20 protein-coding genes and 2 pseudogenes are annotated in these 18577 nt (G+C 62.0%); 7 read left to right on the top strand and 15 right to left on the bottom strand.

Annotation, left to right across the window (positions count from 1 at the left end):
* The first annotated feature begins 29 nt into the window (after window positions 1-29).
* From ACQPW1_RS29800 to ACQPW1_RS29810, 3 genes are all read left to right on the top strand, one after another.
* Window positions 30-857, top strand: a complete 828-nt coding sequence (locus ACQPW1_RS29800; RefSeq protein ID WP_433655099.1) for a pentapeptide repeat-containing protein — start codon at window positions 30-32, stop codon at window positions 855-857.
* Between the two features lie 70 nt (window positions 858-927).
* Complete coding sequence (locus tag ACQPW1_RS29805) at window positions 928-1533, top strand: hypothetical protein (protein WP_433655100.1); 606 nt, start codon at window positions 928-930, stop codon at window positions 1531-1533.
* 71 nt (window positions 1534-1604) lie between these two features.
* Window positions 1605-2675 carry a hypothetical protein gene (locus ACQPW1_RS29810; RefSeq protein WP_433655101.1) on the top strand — a complete coding sequence of 357 codons (1071 nt, stop codon included), beginning with the start codon at window positions 1605-1607 and terminating at the stop codon, window positions 2673-2675.
* On the opposite strand, the pseudogene ACQPW1_RS29815 reads toward ACQPW1_RS29810, so the two are convergent.
* Window positions 2650-3117 (bottom strand): annotated as a pseudogene (locus tag ACQPW1_RS29815) (NaeI family type II restriction endonuclease); the annotation flags it as partial. The gene ACQPW1_RS29810 and the pseudogene ACQPW1_RS29815 sit on opposite strands and share 26 nt — an antisense overlap.
* A gap of 477 nt (window positions 3118-3594) precedes the next feature.
* On the opposite strand from ACQPW1_RS29815, the gene ACQPW1_RS29820 reads away from it, so the two are divergent.
* Both ACQPW1_RS29820 and ACQPW1_RS29825 read left to right on the top strand, forming a co-directional pair.
* Entirely contained in the window at window positions 3595-4014 is a 420-nt protein-coding gene (locus ACQPW1_RS29820; protein ID WP_433655102.1) for an Hsp20/alpha crystallin family protein, read from the top strand.
* Between the two features lie 94 nt (window positions 4015-4108).
* Window positions 4109-4369 (top strand): hypothetical protein, encoded by a 261-nt coding sequence (locus ACQPW1_RS29825; RefSeq protein WP_433655103.1) that lies wholly within the window; start codon window positions 4109-4111, stop codon window positions 4367-4369.
* Window positions 4370-4455: 86 nt separating this feature from the next.
* On the opposite strand, the gene ACQPW1_RS29830 is transcribed toward ACQPW1_RS29825, so the two are convergent.
* From ACQPW1_RS29830 to ACQPW1_RS29855, 6 genes are all read right to left on the bottom strand, one after another.
* Entirely contained in the window at window positions 4456-4644 is a 189-nt protein-coding gene (locus tag ACQPW1_RS29830) for a hypothetical protein (protein WP_433665365.1), read from the bottom strand.
* On the bottom strand, window positions 4556-5269 hold the full coding sequence (locus ACQPW1_RS29835; protein WP_433655104.1) for a beta-ketoacyl synthase N-terminal-like domain-containing protein: 714 nt from the start codon (window positions 5267-5269) through the stop codon (window positions 4556-4558). Before ACQPW1_RS29835 ends, ACQPW1_RS29830 begins: the two co-directional genes overlap by 89 nt.
* Window positions 5270-5401: 132 nt before the next feature.
* Window positions 5402-5584: a hypothetical protein gene (locus ACQPW1_RS29840; protein ID WP_433655105.1), complete on the bottom strand. Its 183-nt coding sequence runs from the start codon at window positions 5582-5584 to the stop codon at window positions 5402-5404.
* A 633-nt stretch (window positions 5585-6217) separates the two neighbouring features.
* Entirely contained in the window at window positions 6218-6475 is a 258-nt protein-coding gene (locus tag ACQPW1_RS29845; protein ID WP_433655106.1) for an SDR family oxidoreductase, read from the bottom strand.
* 209 nt (window positions 6476-6684) lie between these two features.
* On the bottom strand, window positions 6685-7215 hold the full coding sequence (locus ACQPW1_RS29850; RefSeq protein ID WP_433655107.1) for a nuclear transport factor 2 family protein: 531 nt from the start codon (window positions 7213-7215) through the stop codon (window positions 6685-6687).
* Window positions 7216-7513: 298 nt separating this feature from the next.
* Window positions 7514-7858 carry a hypothetical protein gene (locus ACQPW1_RS29855; protein WP_433655108.1) on the bottom strand — a complete coding sequence of 115 codons (345 nt, stop codon included), beginning with the start codon at window positions 7856-7858 and terminating at the stop codon, window positions 7514-7516.
* Between ACQPW1_RS29855 and ACQPW1_RS29860 the strand changes: the two genes are divergently transcribed.
* Window positions 7857-7997 carry a hypothetical protein gene (locus ACQPW1_RS29860; RefSeq protein ID WP_433655109.1) on the top strand — a complete coding sequence of 47 codons (141 nt, stop codon included), beginning with the start codon at window positions 7857-7859 and terminating at the stop codon, window positions 7995-7997. The genes ACQPW1_RS29855 and ACQPW1_RS29860 overlap by 2 nt on opposite strands.
* A 163-nt stretch (window positions 7998-8160) precedes the next feature.
* Here ACQPW1_RS29860 and ACQPW1_RS29865 read toward each other — a convergent pair whose 3' ends face one another.
* Entirely contained in the window at window positions 8161-8598 is a 438-nt protein-coding gene (locus tag ACQPW1_RS29865; protein WP_433655110.1) for a DUF6841 family protein, read from the bottom strand.
* Between the two features lie 815 nt (window positions 8599-9413).
* Between ACQPW1_RS29865 and ACQPW1_RS29870 the strand changes: the two genes are divergently transcribed.
* On the top strand, window positions 9414-9881 hold the full coding sequence (locus tag ACQPW1_RS29870) for a DUF6632 domain-containing protein (RefSeq protein WP_433655111.1): 468 nt from the start codon (window positions 9414-9416) through the stop codon (window positions 9879-9881).
* Window positions 9882-10248: 367 nt separating this feature from the next.
* Here the strand turns inward: ACQPW1_RS29870 and ACQPW1_RS29875 are convergent, their stop codons facing one another.
* The 7 genes and pseudogenes from ACQPW1_RS29875 to ACQPW1_RS29905 form a co-directional block, all read right to left on the bottom strand.
* On the bottom strand, window positions 10249-11805 hold the full coding sequence (locus ACQPW1_RS29875) for an acetolactate synthase large subunit (RefSeq protein ID WP_433655112.1): 1557 nt from the start codon (window positions 11803-11805) through the stop codon (window positions 10249-10251).
* A gap of 100 nt (window positions 11806-11905) precedes the next feature.
* Window positions 11906-12673, bottom strand: a complete 768-nt coding sequence (locus tag ACQPW1_RS29880) for an SDR family oxidoreductase (protein ID WP_433655113.1) — start codon at window positions 12671-12673, stop codon at window positions 11906-11908.
* 520 nt (window positions 12674-13193) lie between these two features.
* Window positions 13194-13669 (bottom strand): annotated as a pseudogene (locus ACQPW1_RS29885) (IS5 family transposase); the annotation flags it as partial.
* Between the two features lie 37 nt (window positions 13670-13706).
* Window positions 13707-14699: a ketopantoate reductase family protein gene (locus ACQPW1_RS29890; RefSeq protein ID WP_433655114.1), complete on the bottom strand. Its 993-nt coding sequence runs from the start codon at window positions 14697-14699 to the stop codon at window positions 13707-13709.
* Window positions 14696-15892 carry a nucleotide disphospho-sugar-binding domain-containing protein gene (locus ACQPW1_RS29895; RefSeq protein WP_433655115.1) on the bottom strand — a complete coding sequence of 399 codons (1197 nt, stop codon included), beginning with the start codon at window positions 15890-15892 and terminating at the stop codon, window positions 14696-14698. The genes ACQPW1_RS29890 and ACQPW1_RS29895 overlap by 4 nt, the downstream gene beginning before the upstream one ends.
* Entirely contained in the window at window positions 15889-17088 is a 1200-nt protein-coding gene (locus ACQPW1_RS29900) for a phthiocerol/phthiodiolone dimycocerosyl transferase family protein (RefSeq protein ID WP_433655116.1), read from the bottom strand. Before ACQPW1_RS29900 ends, ACQPW1_RS29895 begins: the two co-directional genes overlap by 4 nt.
* A 45-nt stretch (window positions 17089-17133) precedes the next feature.
* The gene (locus ACQPW1_RS29905) at window positions 17134-18444 is read right to left on the bottom strand and encodes a lipase family protein (protein WP_433655117.1); all 1311 of its coding nucleotides are present in this window, start codon (window positions 18442-18444) and stop codon (window positions 17134-17136) included.
* Window positions 18445-18577 lie beyond the last annotated feature (133 nt).

Consider the following 18577-nt stretch of genomic DNA (forward strand, 5'->3'; position numbering starts at 1 on the left):
TCGAGGCGAACTCCTGCTGAAATGGCCACATGAGACAACCGAAACGCTGGCTGACTACTGCTGCGGTCATCATCCTGATCTTCACGCTCGCATGGCTCGCCTATCAAGGTCCGCTGTGGCTCGCCGGCGATGCGAAGAACGCCGAAAGCTTTCGCAATCAACTCATTCAGTTGGTCGGGATCGGCGTGACCGCCGCCGTTGCCGTGTACGGCATCAAAAAGCACTACCTGGACAAGGACAAGCAGTACACCGACAGCTTCAGCGCCGCCATCGGCCATCTGGGCTCCACCGATTTGACTGTACGGGCGGGCGGCGTGCGTGAGCTCGATCGCATCATGCACTTCACACCTATAGACCGCATTCGCGTCCTGGACACCTGTGCGGACTTCCTGCGTCAGCATGCAGGCCCACGCTCTCGGCCGGACCCGGACGAAGATCTGCCCGCAGACGTCGCCGCGGTCCTGTCTGTCCTTCAACGACGCAACCCCTCCGTGACCGAGCCGCCGATGAACCTCGCCGGAGTCCGACTCCCCCGCTCCAACCTGCGCGAAACCACCCTCACCGGTGTCCGACTCACGGCCGCCGAGCTCACCGACTCCGACCTACGCGGCGCCACACTCATCGACGCCGATCTCACCAACGCCGACCTGGTCGGGGCCGATCTAACCGGCGCGAACCTCACTCGCGCCAGGCTGACCGGCGCACGACTGATCGGCGCCAAGCTCATCGGTGCCACCCTCACCGGCGCCGACCTCAGCAACACCGCACTCGCAGGCGCCGACCTCACCAGCACCGTCGGTATCACCGCCGCGCAACTGGAACAGTCACGAACCAGTCCGGACACCCAACTGCCATAAGTTCCCTGCTCGCCGACTCATTCCTGCGGACGAACAACGTTTGCCCGCTGCACAGCTACGATCATGCGTTGTGCCATCCGTCGAACAGCATCCATCACCTAGCAGCAGTCGCTGGTCGACCTATCCCAACTGCCGAACCGTGCTCGCGGTGGTACACAACACAACCGCAGCCACCCGCTTGTTCGACACGATCGAAATACTCGCACCGGATCCACGGATCCGCATCATCTTCACGCGAACCGGCTCCTCAGTGTTCGATACCGACACAAGTGAATTCATCAACACCCGAGGCGCCATCGAGATACCTTGGCACGCTGCGGTATCCCAATCATTCGATCTGGCGGTATCGGCAAGCTACGGGGGGAGCTTGCATGAAATCCAGGCTCCGCTACTTGTCGTGCCACATGGCATGGGATACAATAAATACCTGAACAAAGAACAAAGAACAAAGAACAAAGAACAAAGAACAAAGAACAAAGAACAAAGAACAAAGAACAAAGAACAAAGAACAAAGAACAAAGAACAAAGAACAAAGAACAAAGCGTCTTCGGCTTATCACCCGATTGGCTTCTGCACAATGGACGCGTCGTCCCCTCGGTCATCGTCCTATCCCATGCCGAACAACGCGACCGCCTACAACAGGCTTGCCCTGAAGCCATTCCCCGTACGCTCTTAGCGGGCGACATATGCTACGACCGGCTCCGCGCCAGCGGACCGCTCCGCGCAACTTATCGACGTGCCCTAGGCTTGACTTCCGGGCAGAAGCTCGTCGTCATCTCCTCCACGTGGGGGCCAGACTCGTTACTCGCCACCGACCCCGCCCTGCCCCGAAGACTGACCGCAGAACTGCCCGCGGACGAATTCCGAGTCATGCTCGCCCTCCACCCCAACATTCGCGCACATCATTCACGATGGCAAGTCAGCCAGTATCTGTCCGGTGCAGAGCGGGCAGGTGCTCACGTTCCTGACGACGTCGACTACTGGCGGGCCGGCGTAGTTGCCGCCGATCTCGTGGTTGGAGATCATGGTTCGGTGCCGTTCTACTCAGCAGCACTGGGAAATCCGCTGTTGCTGGCCACCGCACCCGTTCACACCGTCGATCCGGGTTCACCAATTGCCCGGTTGCTGTCAACGGCTCCACTACTCGACCGGAACAGCGACCTCGCTGACCAGGCGCGTCAAGCGATAGACGACCATCAACCGGAGAGGTATGCGGCGATCGGGGCACTGACCACCTCAGCGCCCGACGCCAGCGCGGAGTTGTTGCGGGAAGCGATGTATCAGACGATGCGGCTGCCTGAGCCCGACCATCCCGCCGACATAGCAGCCCTCCCACTACCCCCGACCCCGCTGACCGGCGCTGACGCTCATGTAGTGCACGTCGAAATGGACGCCAAGCGATCTGCCACCATCACCCGCTTCTCAGCCGAGCGGCTGCACACCAATACCAAAGTTCGCAGAAACACGCATTTGGCCGTGGGTGTACGAGCACCCCAGCGACGCTGGCTCGAACTAGCCGACATCATCATCGGCGCTGCAGGTGAGGACACCGTTACATGGATTTGCAGTACCCTTGCCCGACTACCGGGCTGTGAGATCGCCGCAGCCCCGACCGGCAACGGTCATTGGATAGTCGGTAATCAGGACCGGCAACTTCAGGTGAACGCATCGGACCTTCCGAGTCGCCTGTTCGCATCATTGGCCTATCACCTGATCTCGCGCAATAAGACGATCGATGACCTAATGGGTAAATGGACGGTCAAGTGCGCAGGAAATACCTATTCCGTCGATGTCAATGCGATCGCACCGCATCAGTAGCTGTAGTGCGTGAAATCGGTTGGCGCTGCGCCCGCCGCAACAACTCGGCGATTCTCTCTTTGGCCGACCGAGGCGCGAAGATCGCGTCGATATCCGGCTGTGGAAGGTGCACAAGGACGTTGTTCGGCGACGCGGCATGCCGGTGCAGCACCGTATGCCCTTGCAGCCTTCCGCGGTGAGGGTGCCTTCCTATCGAGGTTCTATGATTGCTGACCAATTCCGGATCGGCTCGGAGGAGACCGGCGCTCCACGTCGACGTTCGATCATCGGCGGTGAGCAGAAGGCAGATGCTGCCCTGCGCTTCGGATGCGATCATCCATCCGGTCGGCTTCATCGAGTACTTGCAATCGAACTCGATGCCGCCGAGTGCAAGGCCGAGTCGCGATCCCGGCTCGAATCCGAACTCACGCCTCAGCTCACGCTCGACTCGAATGCCCATAGTTGCTCGCTCGACCTTACTGAGCTGATCCCATCGGAATCGGCCGGTATGACTTCCATCCCGCGGGAAGTCAGCGCGCGACGTAGCGCAGCCGCCATCTTGCGTCCGTCCGGGTCCGCGCTGCGGAGCTCACGCTCAAGGGTGTCGAGATCAGCGGTAGTCGCGTGGGGAACGACGGCGGATGCGGTCCGCTCCGGTCGCGTACTTGGTGCGGCAGGGGGGGCGCCTTGGGACCTCGACCGCATGTTGTGATTCGAGATCGCGAATCCTGCTCTTCGCCATCGCAAGTGCGCTCCTGGCCGCATCTCGCTCTTTCTCGGTACGCCAGAGATCGCGCTCAAGGTTCGCAACCACTGTGGCCGATTTTCCAGTCTAGGTGCTTGCGCTCTCCTGTCTATAGTGCTAGAACAAACCTATGCCAGATGACACAGATTATCTGGAACTACGAGAAGAGAATGGAGTGAGTTGGAGGTGGCGACCATGCTGATGCGTACCGATCCTTTCCGTGATCTGGACCGTCTCACGCAACAGGTGTTCGGCACGGCGGCCCGTCCCACGGTGATGCCGATGGATGCCTGGCGCGAGGGCGATGAGTTCCTGGTCGAGTTCGATCTGCCCGGTATCGATCCCAAGTCGTTGGACTTGGACATCGAGCGCAACGTGGTGACCATTCGAGCCGAACGCCCAGAGCTGGACACGGGGCGATCGATGATCGCGGCGGAACGCTCCCGCGGTGTGTTCGGCCGGCAATTGTTCCTCGGCGAAGGCCTCGACACCGACCATATTCGCGCCGACTACACCGACAATGTACTGCGCCTGGCGATCCCAGTTGCGGAGAAAGCGAAGCCACGCAAGATCGAAATCGAACACAGCGACCGCCGTGAGGCGATCAACGCTTGACCAGTGGGGCCCGGCGCTCGTCCTTTTCCAAGGAAGGCAGCGTCATGACCTGAAACAACACCGGAACAGGTCGTTCGGCCGCTGCGATACCCGGGTGCTGGTTCTCGCCCCCGACCTCGGGCCATTGTTCGCCGAGGTCGAGGAGATCCTGCGCGACGCCCTCGCCCGGGTGTCCGTGGTCCCCGCACCCGGGTTGAAGTACCCGGGGGCGAGGGCGCCGAAGAACCTGATGCTTGGGAGTACTTCGTGCCGCTGCGGGGGCACCATCCCGCAGCCGGGCGAGCTACTCAGCCCAAACTCAGCCGCAACTCACCACGGCGACGGGGCGCTGCCCGCACCCCGCCACACCGTTTGAGCAGATCACGCACCGTCGATGGATGTCGACGCATCTCGCGGGCAAGAACTTTCACCGTTTGGCCCGACCGCCACCGCTGCCACACCTCATCGATCTCCGCTTCCGACAACGCCGTCCTCGTCATCACAAACCACATCCCGGTTCATCGCGAGAATCAAGTGTTGCGCTAGCCTATTGAGAGCAGGCTCAGAGTGCCCAAAATGGGTTTTCACCGACCCCAAGGCGTACCGGCCGGGACCGCGGCCATATACGGTGTTGATCGAGGTGTATTCGATCGGATCGCCGGTCGGTGTTCCCGCGTCGTGTGCCTCGACCAGATCCGATCTGCCCTGCCACGACGTCGGCACGAGCGAGTGCCAATCGGGACGCCCCCTGTTGCATCACGGTCGACGGCGCCGTCAGGCGTTCGGATTGGCCGTCGCTTGTCACCGCCGAACCCCGAGCAACCGCGAGTATCCGGTCACCGTCGCGGATCGCGTCGTCGAGCCGTTTGAGCTGCAGCATCCCGCGGCCCTCGCCGCGTACGAAGCCGTCAGCTCGTTCATCGAAGGCGAAGCAGTGTCCTCGTTTCGAGGTCAGCCATTGCTCCTCGTAGTGCATTGTCTCCGGCGAGGTCATCAACATCACCCCACCCGCCAGCGCTGTATCACACTCCCCGGTCGCCAGCGCCTGACAGGCCATGTGCACCGCGACCAGACCGGACGAGCAGGGCGTCCCCTGCCGGAAAAGAATCCCGGCACGCCGGTCGAATACACGGGAACGCATCATGATCCGAAGTAGCTCGGTTGACGAAGTTACCGCCGCCGACTCATACCGGCTCGAGCTCGAGCCCAAGGCTGGGGAACCTACATGCACGCCGATAACTCCTTGTTCGCAGTAGATCGACTCGTCGGGCAGCATCCGCGCGGCATTCGCAGACCACAGCCGCAGACGCCGACATAAGGTTTCGTCACAATCGTGGGCACCGATCGGCCCCGAAGATGTTCGAATAGAATGCCCTTGCCGCCCTTCGCGGTCTGCCGCTGCCCCGCACTAACACCCTTGTTCCGGCCTAAGCTGCGACGCGACCTTCTTACCGTCGTGCCGCACCGTGCGCTCGCCGACGCTGCCGTCGTGGTAGTCGCGACGTACCGTGCGACACCCACAGGAATAGCGATGTACGTGGATGACCATGCCGAAGTCGTCGTCGTCATCGGACAGGTCTTCATTGACCATGCGCCCACAGGGAGCCAGGCATCCACTCCGGTGAATCACTATGGTTGCCGTGACGACACCTCCGCGAAAACCGATGGTGGCCAACCCATCCTGAGATCAACTGTAAGTCCGGATCGGCTGTCCTATCAGTTGAGGTTAGGCGGCCCCTTCGACCTTCGCGGCAACACACATTGGCCCTCTTTTCACTACTCGATTTGCCACCTCGAACCAACCGCTTCGGTACACAAATCCGTCAACGGTCACAACGCCAAATTCAGGAGGTGATCGGGCCCAAATTTCTTTGGCCATACTCGGCCATACCCATCCAAGACGTGTCGGCCGGGAGAGAGGGCGCCGATTCCCGTCCAGCGAAATCGAAGGATCACGGGTCACGCAGCAAGCCCGCCACAGCGGTGCAGATACCTACAGTTCGCGCAGTAACCTGCTCTCCGCCAATCGATCAACACCTGGCACTGCAGCAGTCGTGAGGCCCGGTGGACCATAGATTCCCTGGCCTCATCTGCTCGCCGATCCCGCGAGGGACTATGGGGACCGCCGCCCGCGGAGCGCGAGCACAGCAGCTCGGCGCTCTACGTGCACGCAGCACTGCCTTTGGACGACGTCCTCGGTACTGAAGCAGGGCAATCGTGCTCGCTACATCATTCCGCCGTCGACGGTCAGATTCACCCGGTTCAAGGCCGGGTTTCGGATCAGGAACGCCGTAGCGTCGACGATGTCGGCCGTGGTGACAAGTCGGCCGGTCGGAGTGCGGGAACTGATCGACTCGAGCACGTCGGTGTTGCCGTCCCAGGACGCAGTGTCGTTGATGATCCCGGGTTGAATGGCGTTGACCCCACCGGAGGCCGACGTACACCAGGTGAACACGCTGTTGCCCAGCGAACCCGAAGACAAAACCTATCGGGCACTCGACGAATTGACCACGCTGGCGGGTGATTACCGCTGACGGTCACGATTCAGCTCTGTTCGGTGAAGGTGGTCAGGCTTCGCATCAATCGCACCGAGGCACGCCCACTGCAGGCCGGCAGCCCCGGGATTTACCTGGCGGTCGACATTACCGTTGGCCCTGATCGAGCTACCTGCTATCAGATTGGAATTCCTGCTCAGTTGGTGAAGGCTTCTGCCACGTTCCAGCTGTCTTCCAACATCAGGAAGTGGGTGATCTGGCCGCCGGTAACGGTGAAGTGAATGGTGAACGGTGAAACGATCACCTTGCCGGTGTCGCGTACAGTCGCTCGAAGTCGACCGATCGCGACGGCGTGGTCGCCGTCGGCGACGACCCGGTCGATGGTGAAGTAGTCCCGGATGAGGTACTTCGTATCGAGGCTGGTGAAGAACTCGACGATCTCGGCGCGCGATTGGCGGGTCCCGATCCACGGCACCACACCGGGAGCACCAGGAATGTCCCAGTCCACCGGTTCTGCGAACAGCTCCGCCGCCGCTTCTGGGTCGCCCACGCCGATCCGCGAGTAGAGCTCGTTAACGATCTCCTTAGCGTCATTGAACATCGCGCGCTCCTTTGATGTGGTTGGACTTTCCTGCACGGCAACGAGTATTGGGGCTGCTTCCACCTTCAACACTGCCACCGCGACCCAGAAACGTCGTTGGCGCGAGGCCGCCTGTATCAGCCCCATTGTTGTGCCTGCACACAAACAAGCCGCCGCCGCACGACTGCTGTCCCCCCATCGGACACTCGCCCTCTTGCCGGTGCCTCGCTGAACCGGGGCCCCCGCCGCGAGCGTCGCCTGTGATTGCCGTGCGGCTGATTAGCGACGATTGTGCGCGGTCAGCACCAGCCAGAGTTCTAGAAGTGGTCTGAATCGGTCGACACGCGGTAGCACGGCAGAATCGTCGTCGGCAACGTCAGCGGATATTACTGCACGTGTACGGTGCAGACCGGCCGATCACCGGTCGTGACTACCTCAACTACGCTTATGGACCCAAGGAGAGCACTATGGCGGCGGGCTCGTCGGCAAAGATCAGCTCGGATTTCGCGCAACGCGTGTTTCCCACCGTAATTCGCGTGATCGCCGTCATTTCATCGTATTCTTCTGTAGTGGGTGGGTCCTCCGTACGGCTGGCGTGGTCCAGCCCGGCAGCCTGAGCTATGCCCTGCTCCGCTGGGGTCACGATCAGGACGACACGGAGAACATGCTCTGCTCGATTTACATCGTCTGGGGCATCTTCCTCTGGTTCGCGGCCGATGACCCAGCCAAGAACCGGCTGTTCATCGACCATCGTGGCCAATTTGGCCCATTGCGTCACCATGGTCGTCATGGCGATCACGATGGCAGGCGAACACGCCCACCTGCTCGGAGACATCCCCCTTATCCTGGTCTGCATCCTTCCGTTGATGGTGTTGTGGTTGCCGGTGCGTCGACAAATCACCTCAGCTGAGGGGCGCACACAGCAGTGACGCGGCACCTCTTTGCGACCGCGGGGCCAGACTTGCCCACCTTTCGCCAATCCTGCCGTAGGTCAGGCGCCGTTACCATGATTGGCCGACGCTAGATCAAGCCGAAGGAGTGGAGCCCCCTGTTAAGCAGTCGAAGCTCAGGCCGAGCGTTGGTCCAGTTGCATCAGGTACGAAGAGGGGCGGAACCACGGGTCGCAAAAGAATCGATACGCCAGCCCGCATCGGTTTTGACGAGGAAATAAGCCCAACGAACGGTGTGGATGACCGTGCCGTCGCCGTCATAACGAGTGTAGGTCTGCTGGACTATAGCAGCCCTCGGGTTGAGTACGTCCACGGTCCGATCGGTGACAGTCTCACTAGCGTAGCCATCACGCCAGAGGCTTGCGAAGAGGTCGGTGTAATAGGCGATCCTGTCCTCGATATCAGATCGGCCCTGGTGCTTGTCGCCGGTGGTGGCAGTAACCCCCGGCGTCTGGGTTTCCATGCAGAAGGCCCGGATCTCCGCTAAAGGCCCTTGCTCTGCGAGCAGCGTCTCGAATCGCTCAGTGTAGGTGTCATACCATTTGTTGACCTCGTCCTCGACTGCACTATATAGGGACATCTAATTTCCTTTCCGGGCTAGGAAGGCCGAATATCACGTCCCGCTGGTCACTGCACCGAGGGGACACATCGACCGTTTCTCGCGTGCAAATCAGCTCGCATCGACCGTCTGCTCAGACTTCCACTCCCCTACAGGATACAACAATATTATTTCGGTTCGAGTCACTCTAAGAGCATTGCGAAAGGCGTAGCACTGCGAACTGTTTCATCGGTTTATGGCACTACGAGGTTGTTGACCCCCCGTCTTTGGTGCGCGCACGCCCATAGACCCTACTTTTGTCGCTGGACACAATTCAGCTGTCAGTTTGAACGTGGTAGCGGCATACTCCCGTCACTGTGGCAGTCGAGCAGGGGTGGCGTCCAGATCGATGGCCACCGGATGCCCGGCGTCGGTGCCATGATCGGGGGGCACCGGTTCCGGCACTTTTTCATGCCACCGCACGGGCACCGGCGCGGCTTCACGATGGCAGACAGGCCTTTCGGCGCGTCCGACGCCAGGGTGGTGACCCAGCCGCGGCAGGCACTATCGGAAGCCACCAACCCGAACGCACCGGCTGGGTGCGCAGCAACGCCAGGTCGGCGACGCAGTCAACACCGACCGCGGTGGCGATGGCCCGGTCCGGCACGATCTTGCCCGGATTGTGCGCGGTCAGCGCTAGCCAGAGGTTAAAGGTGATCTGAATCGGGCGACACGCGGTTGCACGGCGGAATCATTGTCGGCAACCTCAGCGGACGCCACTGCGAGGGTAGCGTGCAGACCGGCCGGTCACCGGTCGTGGTTACCCTGACTACGCTTATGGATCCAAGGAGAGCACTATGGCGGCGGGCTCGGCGGGAAAGATCAGCTCGGATTTCGCGATACGCGTGTTTCCCACCGTAATTCGCGTGATCGCCATCATTTTCATCGCATTCTTCTGTAGCGCGTGGGCTCTCCGTACGGCCGGCGTGGTCCAGCCCGGCAGCCTGAGCTATGCCCTGCTCCGCTGGGGTCACGATCAGGACGCCACGGAGAACATGCTCTGCTCGATTTACATCGTCTGGGGCATCTTCCTCTGGTTCGCGGCCGATGACCCGGCTAAGAACTGGCTGTTCATCAACTTCACCATCGTGGCCAATGTCGCCCATTGCGTCACCATGGTCGTCATGGCGATCGTGATGACCGGCGAACACGCCCACCTGCTCGGAGACATTCCCCTTATCCTGGTCTGCATCCTTCCGTTGATGGTGTTGTGGTTGCCGGTGCGTCGGCAAATCACCTCAGCTGAGGGACGCACACAGCAGTGACTCAGCACCCTTGTGCGGCCTCGGCGACGACGTCGATGGCTCGGTGTACCGGGCCATCGACGTTCGCGTGAGGGTGACGAATACTCGCTGCTGGCGCGACGCGCCATCGACGACCCCACTGTCATCGCCTACTACCTGTGCTTGCACCCCGACACCGTCACCCGCGAGCAGATCCTGGCCGTCGCCGGAGCCAGAGGGGCGGTCGAGGAGTACTTCCAGGTGGCCAAGGGCCAACACGGCCTGGACCACTACCCAGTGCGAAAATGGGACGCGATATCGAGACATTGCCTACGCTTCCGGTCGTCGAAGCCGAACCGCTCTTTCTGGAGCTCGGCGAGGTGCGCCGACCGGGCAGATCCTCTTGCTGTCATGCCGTCGGCAGGATGATCAGTTCGATCAGGTGCGGGCCGGGCTCGTCGACAGCCCGCTGGAACTGTTCGGCGAATTCTTCGCAGGTCGTCGCCCTGGTGGCAGGCACGCCGAATCCTTCGGCAATACTGACGAAGTCGATGGCCGGGCGGGACAGGTCGAACAGGTCGTTCGCTTTCGGGCCTGCGACCCCCGCACCGACGCGCTGCAGTTCGATGCGCAGGATTGCGTAGGCGCTGTTGTTGAGGATCACCGTTGTGATGTTGAGGTTTTCCCGCGCCATCGTCCACAGCGCCGAGATGGTGTAGATGGAACCGCCGTCGCCTTGCAGCGCGATGACCGGTCGGTCGGGCGCGGCGACAGCCGCCCCGATCGCGACGGGTAAGCCTTGTCCGATTGCTCCACCGGTGAGGGTGAGAACGTCGTGCCGGGGTGCGCCCGCAGTGGCGGTAGGCAGCATGATGCCCGAGGTGGTGGCCTCGTCGGAGATGATGGCATCCGGCGGCAGGAGCGCGGCGACGACGTCGGCCCAGTTCTGGACGGTTACGTCACCATTGGGCAGTGCCGGCACGGCGGGCTCGGATGGTATCGGTGCGCTATCGGCGGCGACGTATTCGGCCAGCAGTTCCAAGGCGGCGACGACATCGTCGTCGAGGGTGGCGAGTGTGTGCACGGTCGCTCCGTCGGGAACGAGGTAGCTGGGTTTGTCCGGGTAGGCGAAGAACGCCACCGGCGGCGGGGTGCCCGCCACGATGAGATGTTTGATCCCGGCGAGTTGCGCTATGGCCGCCTCAGCGAAAAAGCCGAGGCGCTCGACGTTCGTGACACCGGCACCGTGTTCCATCCGGGCCGGGAAAGTCTCCACAAACGCGGTGGAGCCTGTCGCCTGTGCGATGCGGCCGACTGCGGCCAGTCCGGCTGCCCGGGCAGCCGGGCCGCCGACCAACAACGCCGCAGGTCCGCCGTTGGTCAAGATGTCGGCGATGGCGGCGACGACGTCCGGGTCGGGCGCGGCGGGAGGCTTAGGCGTTACGGGGAAGCCCACCGTGCCGCCATCGCTCCAGGAGATATCGGCGGGCAATATCAGCGTCGCCACACGACCCGGTGCGGCGCGGGCCGCGGCCACCGCGTCTGCGGCATCCTGCCCGATGTCGGCTGACGACTTGGATTCGCGTTCCCATCCCTGTGGCCATTTTGCAAGGGATTCGATGTCGGACTGTAATGGGGCATCGTACTTCCGGTGATAGGTCGCGTGGTCACCGACGATATTGACAACGGAACTGTGCGCGCGGCGGGCATTGTGCAAATTGGCAAGCCCGTTACCCAGTCCCACCCCGAGGTGCAGCAACGTTGCGGCAGGCTTTTCTGCGATCCGCGAGTATCCGTCGGCGGCGCCGGTGGCGACACCTTCGAACAGACACAGGATTGCGCGCATTTCCGCCGCTGTGTCGAGAGCGGTTACAAAATGTATTTCCGAGGTGCCTGGATTGCTGAAACACACCTCGACGCCGCTGTCGGCCAGGGTTTTGATCAATGCGTGCGCACCAGTGCTCATCGTGACGTCCTTCCGTCGAAAGGAGGTTGACATTCCGATTCCTGCTCACACGAGGACCGAGCCGGTACCGCGAATTGTGTTTTGCACTCCTCGTGGTTCATCAATTGACCAAAGAACCCTGGGTACGGTGGGTGACGTCGCGATCACCAACTCGCCCACCAGTAACCTCGACCAGTTGCGGATACATCGTTTCGATTGGCGCTGCGAGCTTCTGCTTGACTTCTGCGCAGATGTCGTCGGCAAGGATTTCGAATTCTCCGGCTTCGATGCCGTCGAGCGCGATCCGCACAACGTCGGCGGGGTCGTTCATTGGTGCGGTGTAGCCCGCGTTCATCGGGGTGTCGGTGGGCCCGAGATGCAGCCCGACGACCTGCGTTCCATGCGGTGCTAGTTCGAGGCGCAACGTGTTCGTTGCCGACCACAGGGCGGCCTTCGAGGCACTGTAGGCGCCGCCGATACTCACCCAGCTGGCCAGAGACAGTACGTTGAGCAGCACTCCACCGCCGTTGCGGTGCAGCGTGGGCGCGAATCTTGTGGCCACGTCGATGGCACCGAAGAAGTTGGTATCGAACATCCTGCGGGCGTCGTCGATGACGGCCTCCGATAGTTCGCTGGGGAAGTTGATGCCTGCGTTGTTGACGACGGCAGTGACATCCGTTGCGGCCTCGGCAGCAGCCGCTACGGAGGCGGGGTCAGTGACGTCGAGAATGAGCGGCACGACGCGAGGATCGCTCCAATCGCGTGCTGTACGGGCGGTGGCGTAAACCTTCCTTGCGCCGCGGGCGAGAGTCTGAGCGACAAATTCTTCTCCGAGGCCACCGTTCGCACCAGTGATGAGGACGACAGAACCGTCGATGATGTGTGTCATGGTTACACTTCTCCCTTCCGATACCGATCGACTATGTAGCCTGGGTCGTGCTCTGCAAGCCATCCCGCTTACCGGGATATACGAATGCTCGGCCGGGGATATCAGGCGATCCGGCTCCTCCAATGCTATGCCTAGCACACCGGCTCCGATGATCATTCAAATAAGGGAAAACATCGAAATCCACGCCCATGTCTCCCTCGACGGCTTGCCGAGCCTGGTGCGGACTGTCTGGCATAGAAGCTTTGCAGACTACCAGCTGAATGTGTGCCTCCGATTGTGCCGGAAGGAACGCTGGCGGTCATTGGCGCCGGACCGCACAGATCCGGCACCAGTTTGTCGCCAGGCACAATCTGAGGCTAGCCCACGCCTCGTGACGAGCCCTCGTCGTGCCGACCTCGCCCACCACGTCCTGTCGCAGTGCGATAAGTGCATCGCACGACCTTCGACACCGAATCTGCGTTTCTCTGTCAAATCTCTCATTGCGCACTTCCTGACTACCCGAGATCGCTAAAAGCGTGTCTCACGTCGCTGGTTTCGCCTTGGCGAGTTTCTTGTAGCAGGTGATGGTGGCGGCGAGGATGAGGAAGGCGATGAAATGCGTGGCTTTGTGGTCGTAGCGGATGTTGAGTCTGTAGTGGCCGAACAGCCAGGCGATCGAGCGTTCGATGACCCATCGGTGTTTGCCGAGTTGCGGCTGGACTCGATGCCTTTGCGGGCGATGCGAACCGCGATGCCTCGGTCGCGGACCCATTCTCGCAGTTCGACGTGGTCATATGCCTTGTCGGCGTGCAGCTTGCCCGGTTTGCGGCGGCGCGGGCCGCGGGGGATCTTGATCGCCGGGATGGCCTTGACCAGGGGCTTGAGAGCATCCGCGTCGTTGGTGTTGGCGGCGGACACCGCTACCGCCAGCGGCAGGCCGGCACGGTCGGACAGCAGGTGGATCCTCGATCCGCTCTTGCCCCGGTCGACCGGGTTCGGGCCGGTCAGGGATCCCCTTTTTCGGCCCGCACGGACCAGTCGATCAAAAACCGCCTCAACGTGGGGACATACGTGACGGCTGACAGTGAGCGGGCAGAGGGGGAACATGCGTACCTGCGCGGGCACGCGACTCTTGCGGCAGCAGGGACTCGAGGATATGCGTGTGGATCGGTGCCGGAACCGCCGCGCGTTGTGCGGCCGAGACGATTGCTCCGCTCAGATCGATCAGTTCCGAGGGGCTTCCGGCGGCCATGTCCCGGTGCATGGAAGTGACACTGGTCGGCGGAAAGCGATTGAACTGCCCGATTGCGATGGCGATGTGGTCATCGGTGACGGCGACGCCCGAGCCCCTTGCCACCAGAGCGACCTCCCGCATGGCCTCCTGCAGCAGGCGCATGGTCGGCGCGTGGGCACGAATTCCACCAGCGGACTTGCGAGTCAGTACGCCGACGCCGGCGAACGATCCGGTGAGCATGAGTTTGCGCCAGAGGGTGAGCTCGAGATTCGGCGACACGGTCGTGTCGATGTCGGCGCGGCGGAAAGTTTCGACGACGGTGTCTAGCCGTCGCCTCCGCGCGGCATCGGGCTTGGTGTACGGTGCCACCTCGAGATGAGGCGGGTAACTGAGACACTGGAATATGCCTGGCGCGGTCCGCTCAGCGATCATGACGCAGGCCCCCACGATGATGGCTGCCTGATCGATCACCTCGGCGACGTAATCGCCGGTACTCAAACCGTTCTGTGTGGTGACGACCAGCGTATCCGGTCCGATCGCCGCGGTGACGAGGGAGAGGACTGAGTCGAGTTGCCAGGTCTTGACGCACAACACTATGACGTCGGACACCCCGACCGCGTTGGTGGGGCCGATGACGTCGACACTGTGGACGCTCCGAAGTCCACTGTTGTCGACCAACACCAGTCCGCGGTCCTCGACAGCCTCCTTCGTCTCGCCACGGGTCACAATCGTCACGGTGTTCTCGGACCGGCAAGCTAAAATCCCTGCGAGACAACCACCGACGCCGCCCGCACCGACGACCAGAATTTTCATCTTCCGCTCCGCGGGATCGTCGTATTCGCGACGAGCGCTTCGACGGCTTGGGCTCCTACAGCGATTCCGTCTTCGGCTTCCAATCTTCGGCGCATTTCGCTGAGGTTGAGCCGGAAACACGCCGAATCGAGGGTTCGGGCAACGAGTTCGTGTAGCGAATGCCCGATCGTGCGTGGGTACAGGCCGAGCCCCAGCTCTACGACCTTGTCGGCATACAGGGATTGCTCATGATTCTGCGGGAACCCGATGATCGGGGTGCCTGTCAGGATGGCTTCCATCATCGAGCCCGTGCCGACGTGGCTGACGAACGCATCACTGCCACGCAGCACGGCGATCTGTGGAAAACGCGGCCGTACATCGAAATTCGAGGGTATCGGCCCGAGTTCGCCGATATCGACGGTGGATCCGACGGACATCGCGACGTTGAGGTCGCGGTCACCGAGCTCGCGGATGCAGCGCCGGAAGAACGGCACATTGTCGTTGAAGACAGTGCCCAACGAGATGTATACATTGGGCCGACCGATATTCGGCGGCCGCCAGGCGTCGATGTCTGGGTGTCCGGCGAGGCTGGGACCGATGAATCGGAAGGTATCGTCCAGACGGTCGCTTAATATCTGGAAGCTACGCGGGATGGAGACGAGGTTCAGCCGGTCGGCGGGCGGAACGATCCACATGGTCTCCGGAGGCGAAATCCCTGCTCTCTGCCAGGCGGCGTCCCGGTCGGCCCGCTCGCCCGGCTCCCGATCGAACGCACCGTAGACTCGGGCGAAGAGTTGGTCGTCGACTGCGAAGGTCGGGTACAGCCCGACTCTGGGGATACCCAGCGTTTCCGCTAGACCGTAGCCGAGGTGCGAGATGAAATTCACGCACAAGACATCCAGCGGATCGGTCCGGAAATGATCGGCCAATCGGACGAGGTCGTTGTCGAGCTCGAACGTCGCTTCCACGGTGGCCGCACCAAAGGCGCCGACCTGTCCCCCGCGCGCGTAGGGATCGCTGAACACCCTGCCGTAGCTGGAAGATCTGATCAGCGACGCTCCGGCCGCGGTGATCTGGTCCGCGAAATCGTTGGTGCCGATATAGGTGACACGATGTCCCCGCGAGATCAGCGCGCGGGCCAATGCCAGCGAGGTGATGAAGTGACCCGACCTGGAGGGCACCGCGAATCCGATGTGCGCCGCGGGCTCGGTCATCGTTTCAGTTCCAGTTGTGCTGCCACTTCCGCGAGAATCCGCTGGGCGGTATCGGCGGACATGGTGTCCGGAAACCAGACCAACTCGATGGACAACCGGTTGGCGTAGGTGTTGACGAAGTAGCACCACGGCGGCACACCACCGTCTTCGGTGAACCCCCGCACATCGGTGATGGTGACATCGCCGGGCGGCAGGTCCTCTAGGACGCCCATATTGGATACACCGGACACATCGACCGCCGGATTCCAGTCTCGTCCGGGATCGGCCGCCTCAAATCCGAGCACACCGCCGGTGAGGTCGCGGGTGAGTTGCTCCTGCAGGGTGACTGCTACCTGGAGAATCTCGCTGTGGGGGGCGATCATCGCCTGCGACCACGACGATCCGACCAGGTTGCGCACCTGTGCGGACGCGACTGGTGGAATCAGGACGTCGCGCAGGTCGACATAGGTTCGAATCGCCATGGGCAACGCATCGCTTCCGCCCAGGAACCGGCGCTCGGCGACGAGTATCGCAGCACACAGTATGCCGTGCACCGAGGTGCGCGCCTTCTCTGCCGCCTCGATCACCCGGCCGGTCACGGTCTCGGTCAACCGCACCCGGTGCCGACCCGCCGGACAACCGGGCTCGAGAGCCACGGTGGCGTACCGCTTTGCGCGACGCCGCAGAACATCGTCGACTTCCTCCGCCGTCACGGTGGCGAATCCGTGTTCGCGCAACACCTGCTCAACGCAGTGCTGCAGGCGAGGGGCGCGAATCTCGGCGGTGGGATCGGCATAGCGATACCACAACCGCGCGAAGACCTCGGCGACTAGACGCCCATCCCAGATCGCGTGGTGGGCGACGAGGGCAACAAGATACCGCCGACCGGATCCGACGATGTCGAGGCGAACCATATTGCGCGTCTTGTCGACCGGTGGCACGACGTGATTCCAGTAGTCGTCTCCGTCGCTGGCCGATACCGAGGACGCGGTCCCAGCGTCGGCCACCAGATAACCACCCGCCTTACCAGCGTCGACGAGACGGCACGACACCACCGGATACTCCAGCGCCAGCGCGTCGTAGGCCGCGAGCATACGCGCGACATTCAGATCTCCGCCGACGACCGCGGCGATCACGACTCGGGCATCTCCGGACAGAAAATAGCGTTCGCCGTCGGACGGATCGGCCAACAGAAGAGTGAACTGCTCGGTGTTCATTTCATCCCTCCGCACATGGTGCCACTGCTGGGAAAAGAGGAATGGTCACGGATGGCAGGAGGTCGGTGGCGCCTGCCCGTCGAGCCTGTTCTGCAAATAGTTCATCGCGTCGTTCGACCACAATATTCCGGTTGTATTGTGATCACCGCGAAAGGAGGTGACCTGTCGAACGACCGCACCCATAGAGCAGTATCGATCGGCGAGCTGTGCCGATTGACCAGGCGGAACAACCTCGTCGAGCACACCCTGTTCGAGGTAGACCGGTATTGCCGGCCGCTGCTGGCCGAGGCGGTTCTCGGCGAGCATGGTCGATATCGTGGGTTCCGAATACAGGTCGGGGACAGAGGAATAGTCCGAAATACGATGGAAGGCGAAGCGCGCCAGATCCTCGAGCAGGCAGGTGCCCTGTAACTCGTTGTACATGGAGACGCCTTCGGGGTTCAAAAACTGCCTGAGGTCGATCTGGGGATATTCCCGAACCAGCTCCAGCAACATGATCACGGCGTTACCGAAGAACGGTGCCCCGTCCAAATTGCGCAGGACCTTCTCGAAATCGGTGGGAGGTTCGGCGGCGGCGACCCCACGAATCGATAGCTCGGGGGCATAGGTCGGCTGTAACTCGGCGGCGGTGAGGCTGCCGTAGCCCCCTCCCGAACTGCCCATCAGGACAACATCGGTCCGAGGGCCGGACAGGCGAACATTCTCCGCCGATTCGGCAGCTCGGATACCGTCGAGCACGGCTTGACCGCTCAGCCGGTAGGCGTTGATTGCCACCGACGGCCCACCGAAATCGGGCACTGCCACCACCCATCCGCGGGCCAAAGCCGACGCTAGATCGTTGGGAAAGGTCATCACCATCCCACCGGTCAGCTGGCGCGAGGGGTTGCATGAGGCGTCGAGGCCGTTGACGAAGAACTGATAGCTCAGGAGCGGCGCGCCTGGCCGCACATCCGGAGGGATCAGGATCGTCGTCGCCGTGGCGATCGGCCGACCCGCGGAATCCGTTGTCTTGTATAGTAACTGGGTACCGCGCAAGCCAGGGATCGGGATCCCGCCCTGCGCGATAGTAGTGTCGCGCTGCCTGATGATTTGCCCGTTGGTGATGTCCGCCAGAGCGGCGGGCGGGTCGTAGAACGAATCGTTATCGGGCGGCGCCGCATGTGCCGATATGCCCACCCAGACCGAGGCCGCGCAGACGATCCCGGCGATCGGAATTACCAGTGTGCGGCGGGCTTCGGCCCAGGTGAACCTGCGAGCCGCGATACTCCCGACGGGCAGAAAGCTCATATCGTCCTCCGATTCGGCACAACACGGGAAAGCGTTCGAGCTCGAGCGGTGGGCATGACGCTCGGTCAAGATAGCTGCTGCGCTTGGCGCGGGAACGTGAAACACAGGTTCGCATGCGCTCGGCGTTCAGTAGGCGGGGGATCTGGGTCATCTATCAGGTGTTTTGGATGATATCCCACGCAGGTAACAGATCAAAGCAATC

It is taken from the genome of Nocardia sp. CA-128927 (assembly GCF_050955855.1).
GTDB lineage: Bacteria > Actinomycetota > Actinomycetes > Mycobacteriales > Mycobacteriaceae > Nocardia.

Coding starts and splice junctions, on each gene's coding strand:
- ACQPW1_RS29835 (WP_433655104.1), bottom strand. CDS start 5,269: ATGCTGCCCGACGAGTCGATCTACTGCGAACAAGGAGTTATCGGCGTG.
- ACQPW1_RS29890 (WP_433655114.1), bottom strand. CDS start 14,699: ATGAAAATTCTGGTCGTCGGTGCGGGCGGCGTCGGTGGTTGTCTCGCA.
- ACQPW1_RS29900 (WP_433655116.1), bottom strand. CDS start 17,088: ATGAACACCGAGCAGTTCACTCTTCTGTTGGCCGATCCGTCCGACGGC.
- ACQPW1_RS29820 (WP_433655102.1), top strand. CDS start 3,595: ATGCTGATGCGTACCGATCCTTTCCGTGATCTGGACCGTCTCACGCAA.
- ACQPW1_RS29895 (WP_433655115.1), bottom strand. CDS start 15,892: ATGACCGAGCCCGCGGCGCACATCGGATTCGCGGTGCCCTCCAGGTCG.
- ACQPW1_RS29800 (WP_433655099.1), top strand. CDS start 30: ATGAGACAACCGAAACGCTGGCTGACTACTGCTGCGGTCATCATCCTG.
- ACQPW1_RS29875 (WP_433655112.1), bottom strand. CDS start 11,805: ATGAGCACTGGTGCGCACGCATTGATCAAAACCCTGGCCGACAGCGGC.
- ACQPW1_RS29855 (WP_433655108.1), bottom strand. CDS start 7,858: ATGACGACCATGGTGACGCAATGGGCCAAATTGGCCACGATGGTCGAT.
- ACQPW1_RS29850 (WP_433655107.1), bottom strand. CDS start 7,215: ATGGGGCTGATACAGGCGGCCTCGCGCCAACGACGTTTCTGGGTCGCG.
- ACQPW1_RS29840 (WP_433655105.1), bottom strand. CDS start 5,584: ATGGTCAATGAAGACCTGTCCGATGACGACGACGACTTCGGCATGGTC.
- ACQPW1_RS29860 (WP_433655109.1), top strand. CDS start 7,857: ATGGCGATCACGATGGCAGGCGAACACGCCCACCTGCTCGGAGACATC.
- ACQPW1_RS29880 (WP_433655113.1), bottom strand. CDS start 12,673: ATGACACACATCATCGACGGTTCTGTCGTCCTCATCACTGGTGCGAAC.
- ACQPW1_RS29870 (WP_433655111.1), top strand. CDS start 9,414: ATGGCGGCGGGCTCGGCGGGAAAGATCAGCTCGGATTTCGCGATACGC.
- ACQPW1_RS29865 (WP_433655110.1), bottom strand. CDS start 8,598: ATGTCCCTATATAGTGCAGTCGAGGACGAGGTCAACAAATGGTATGAC.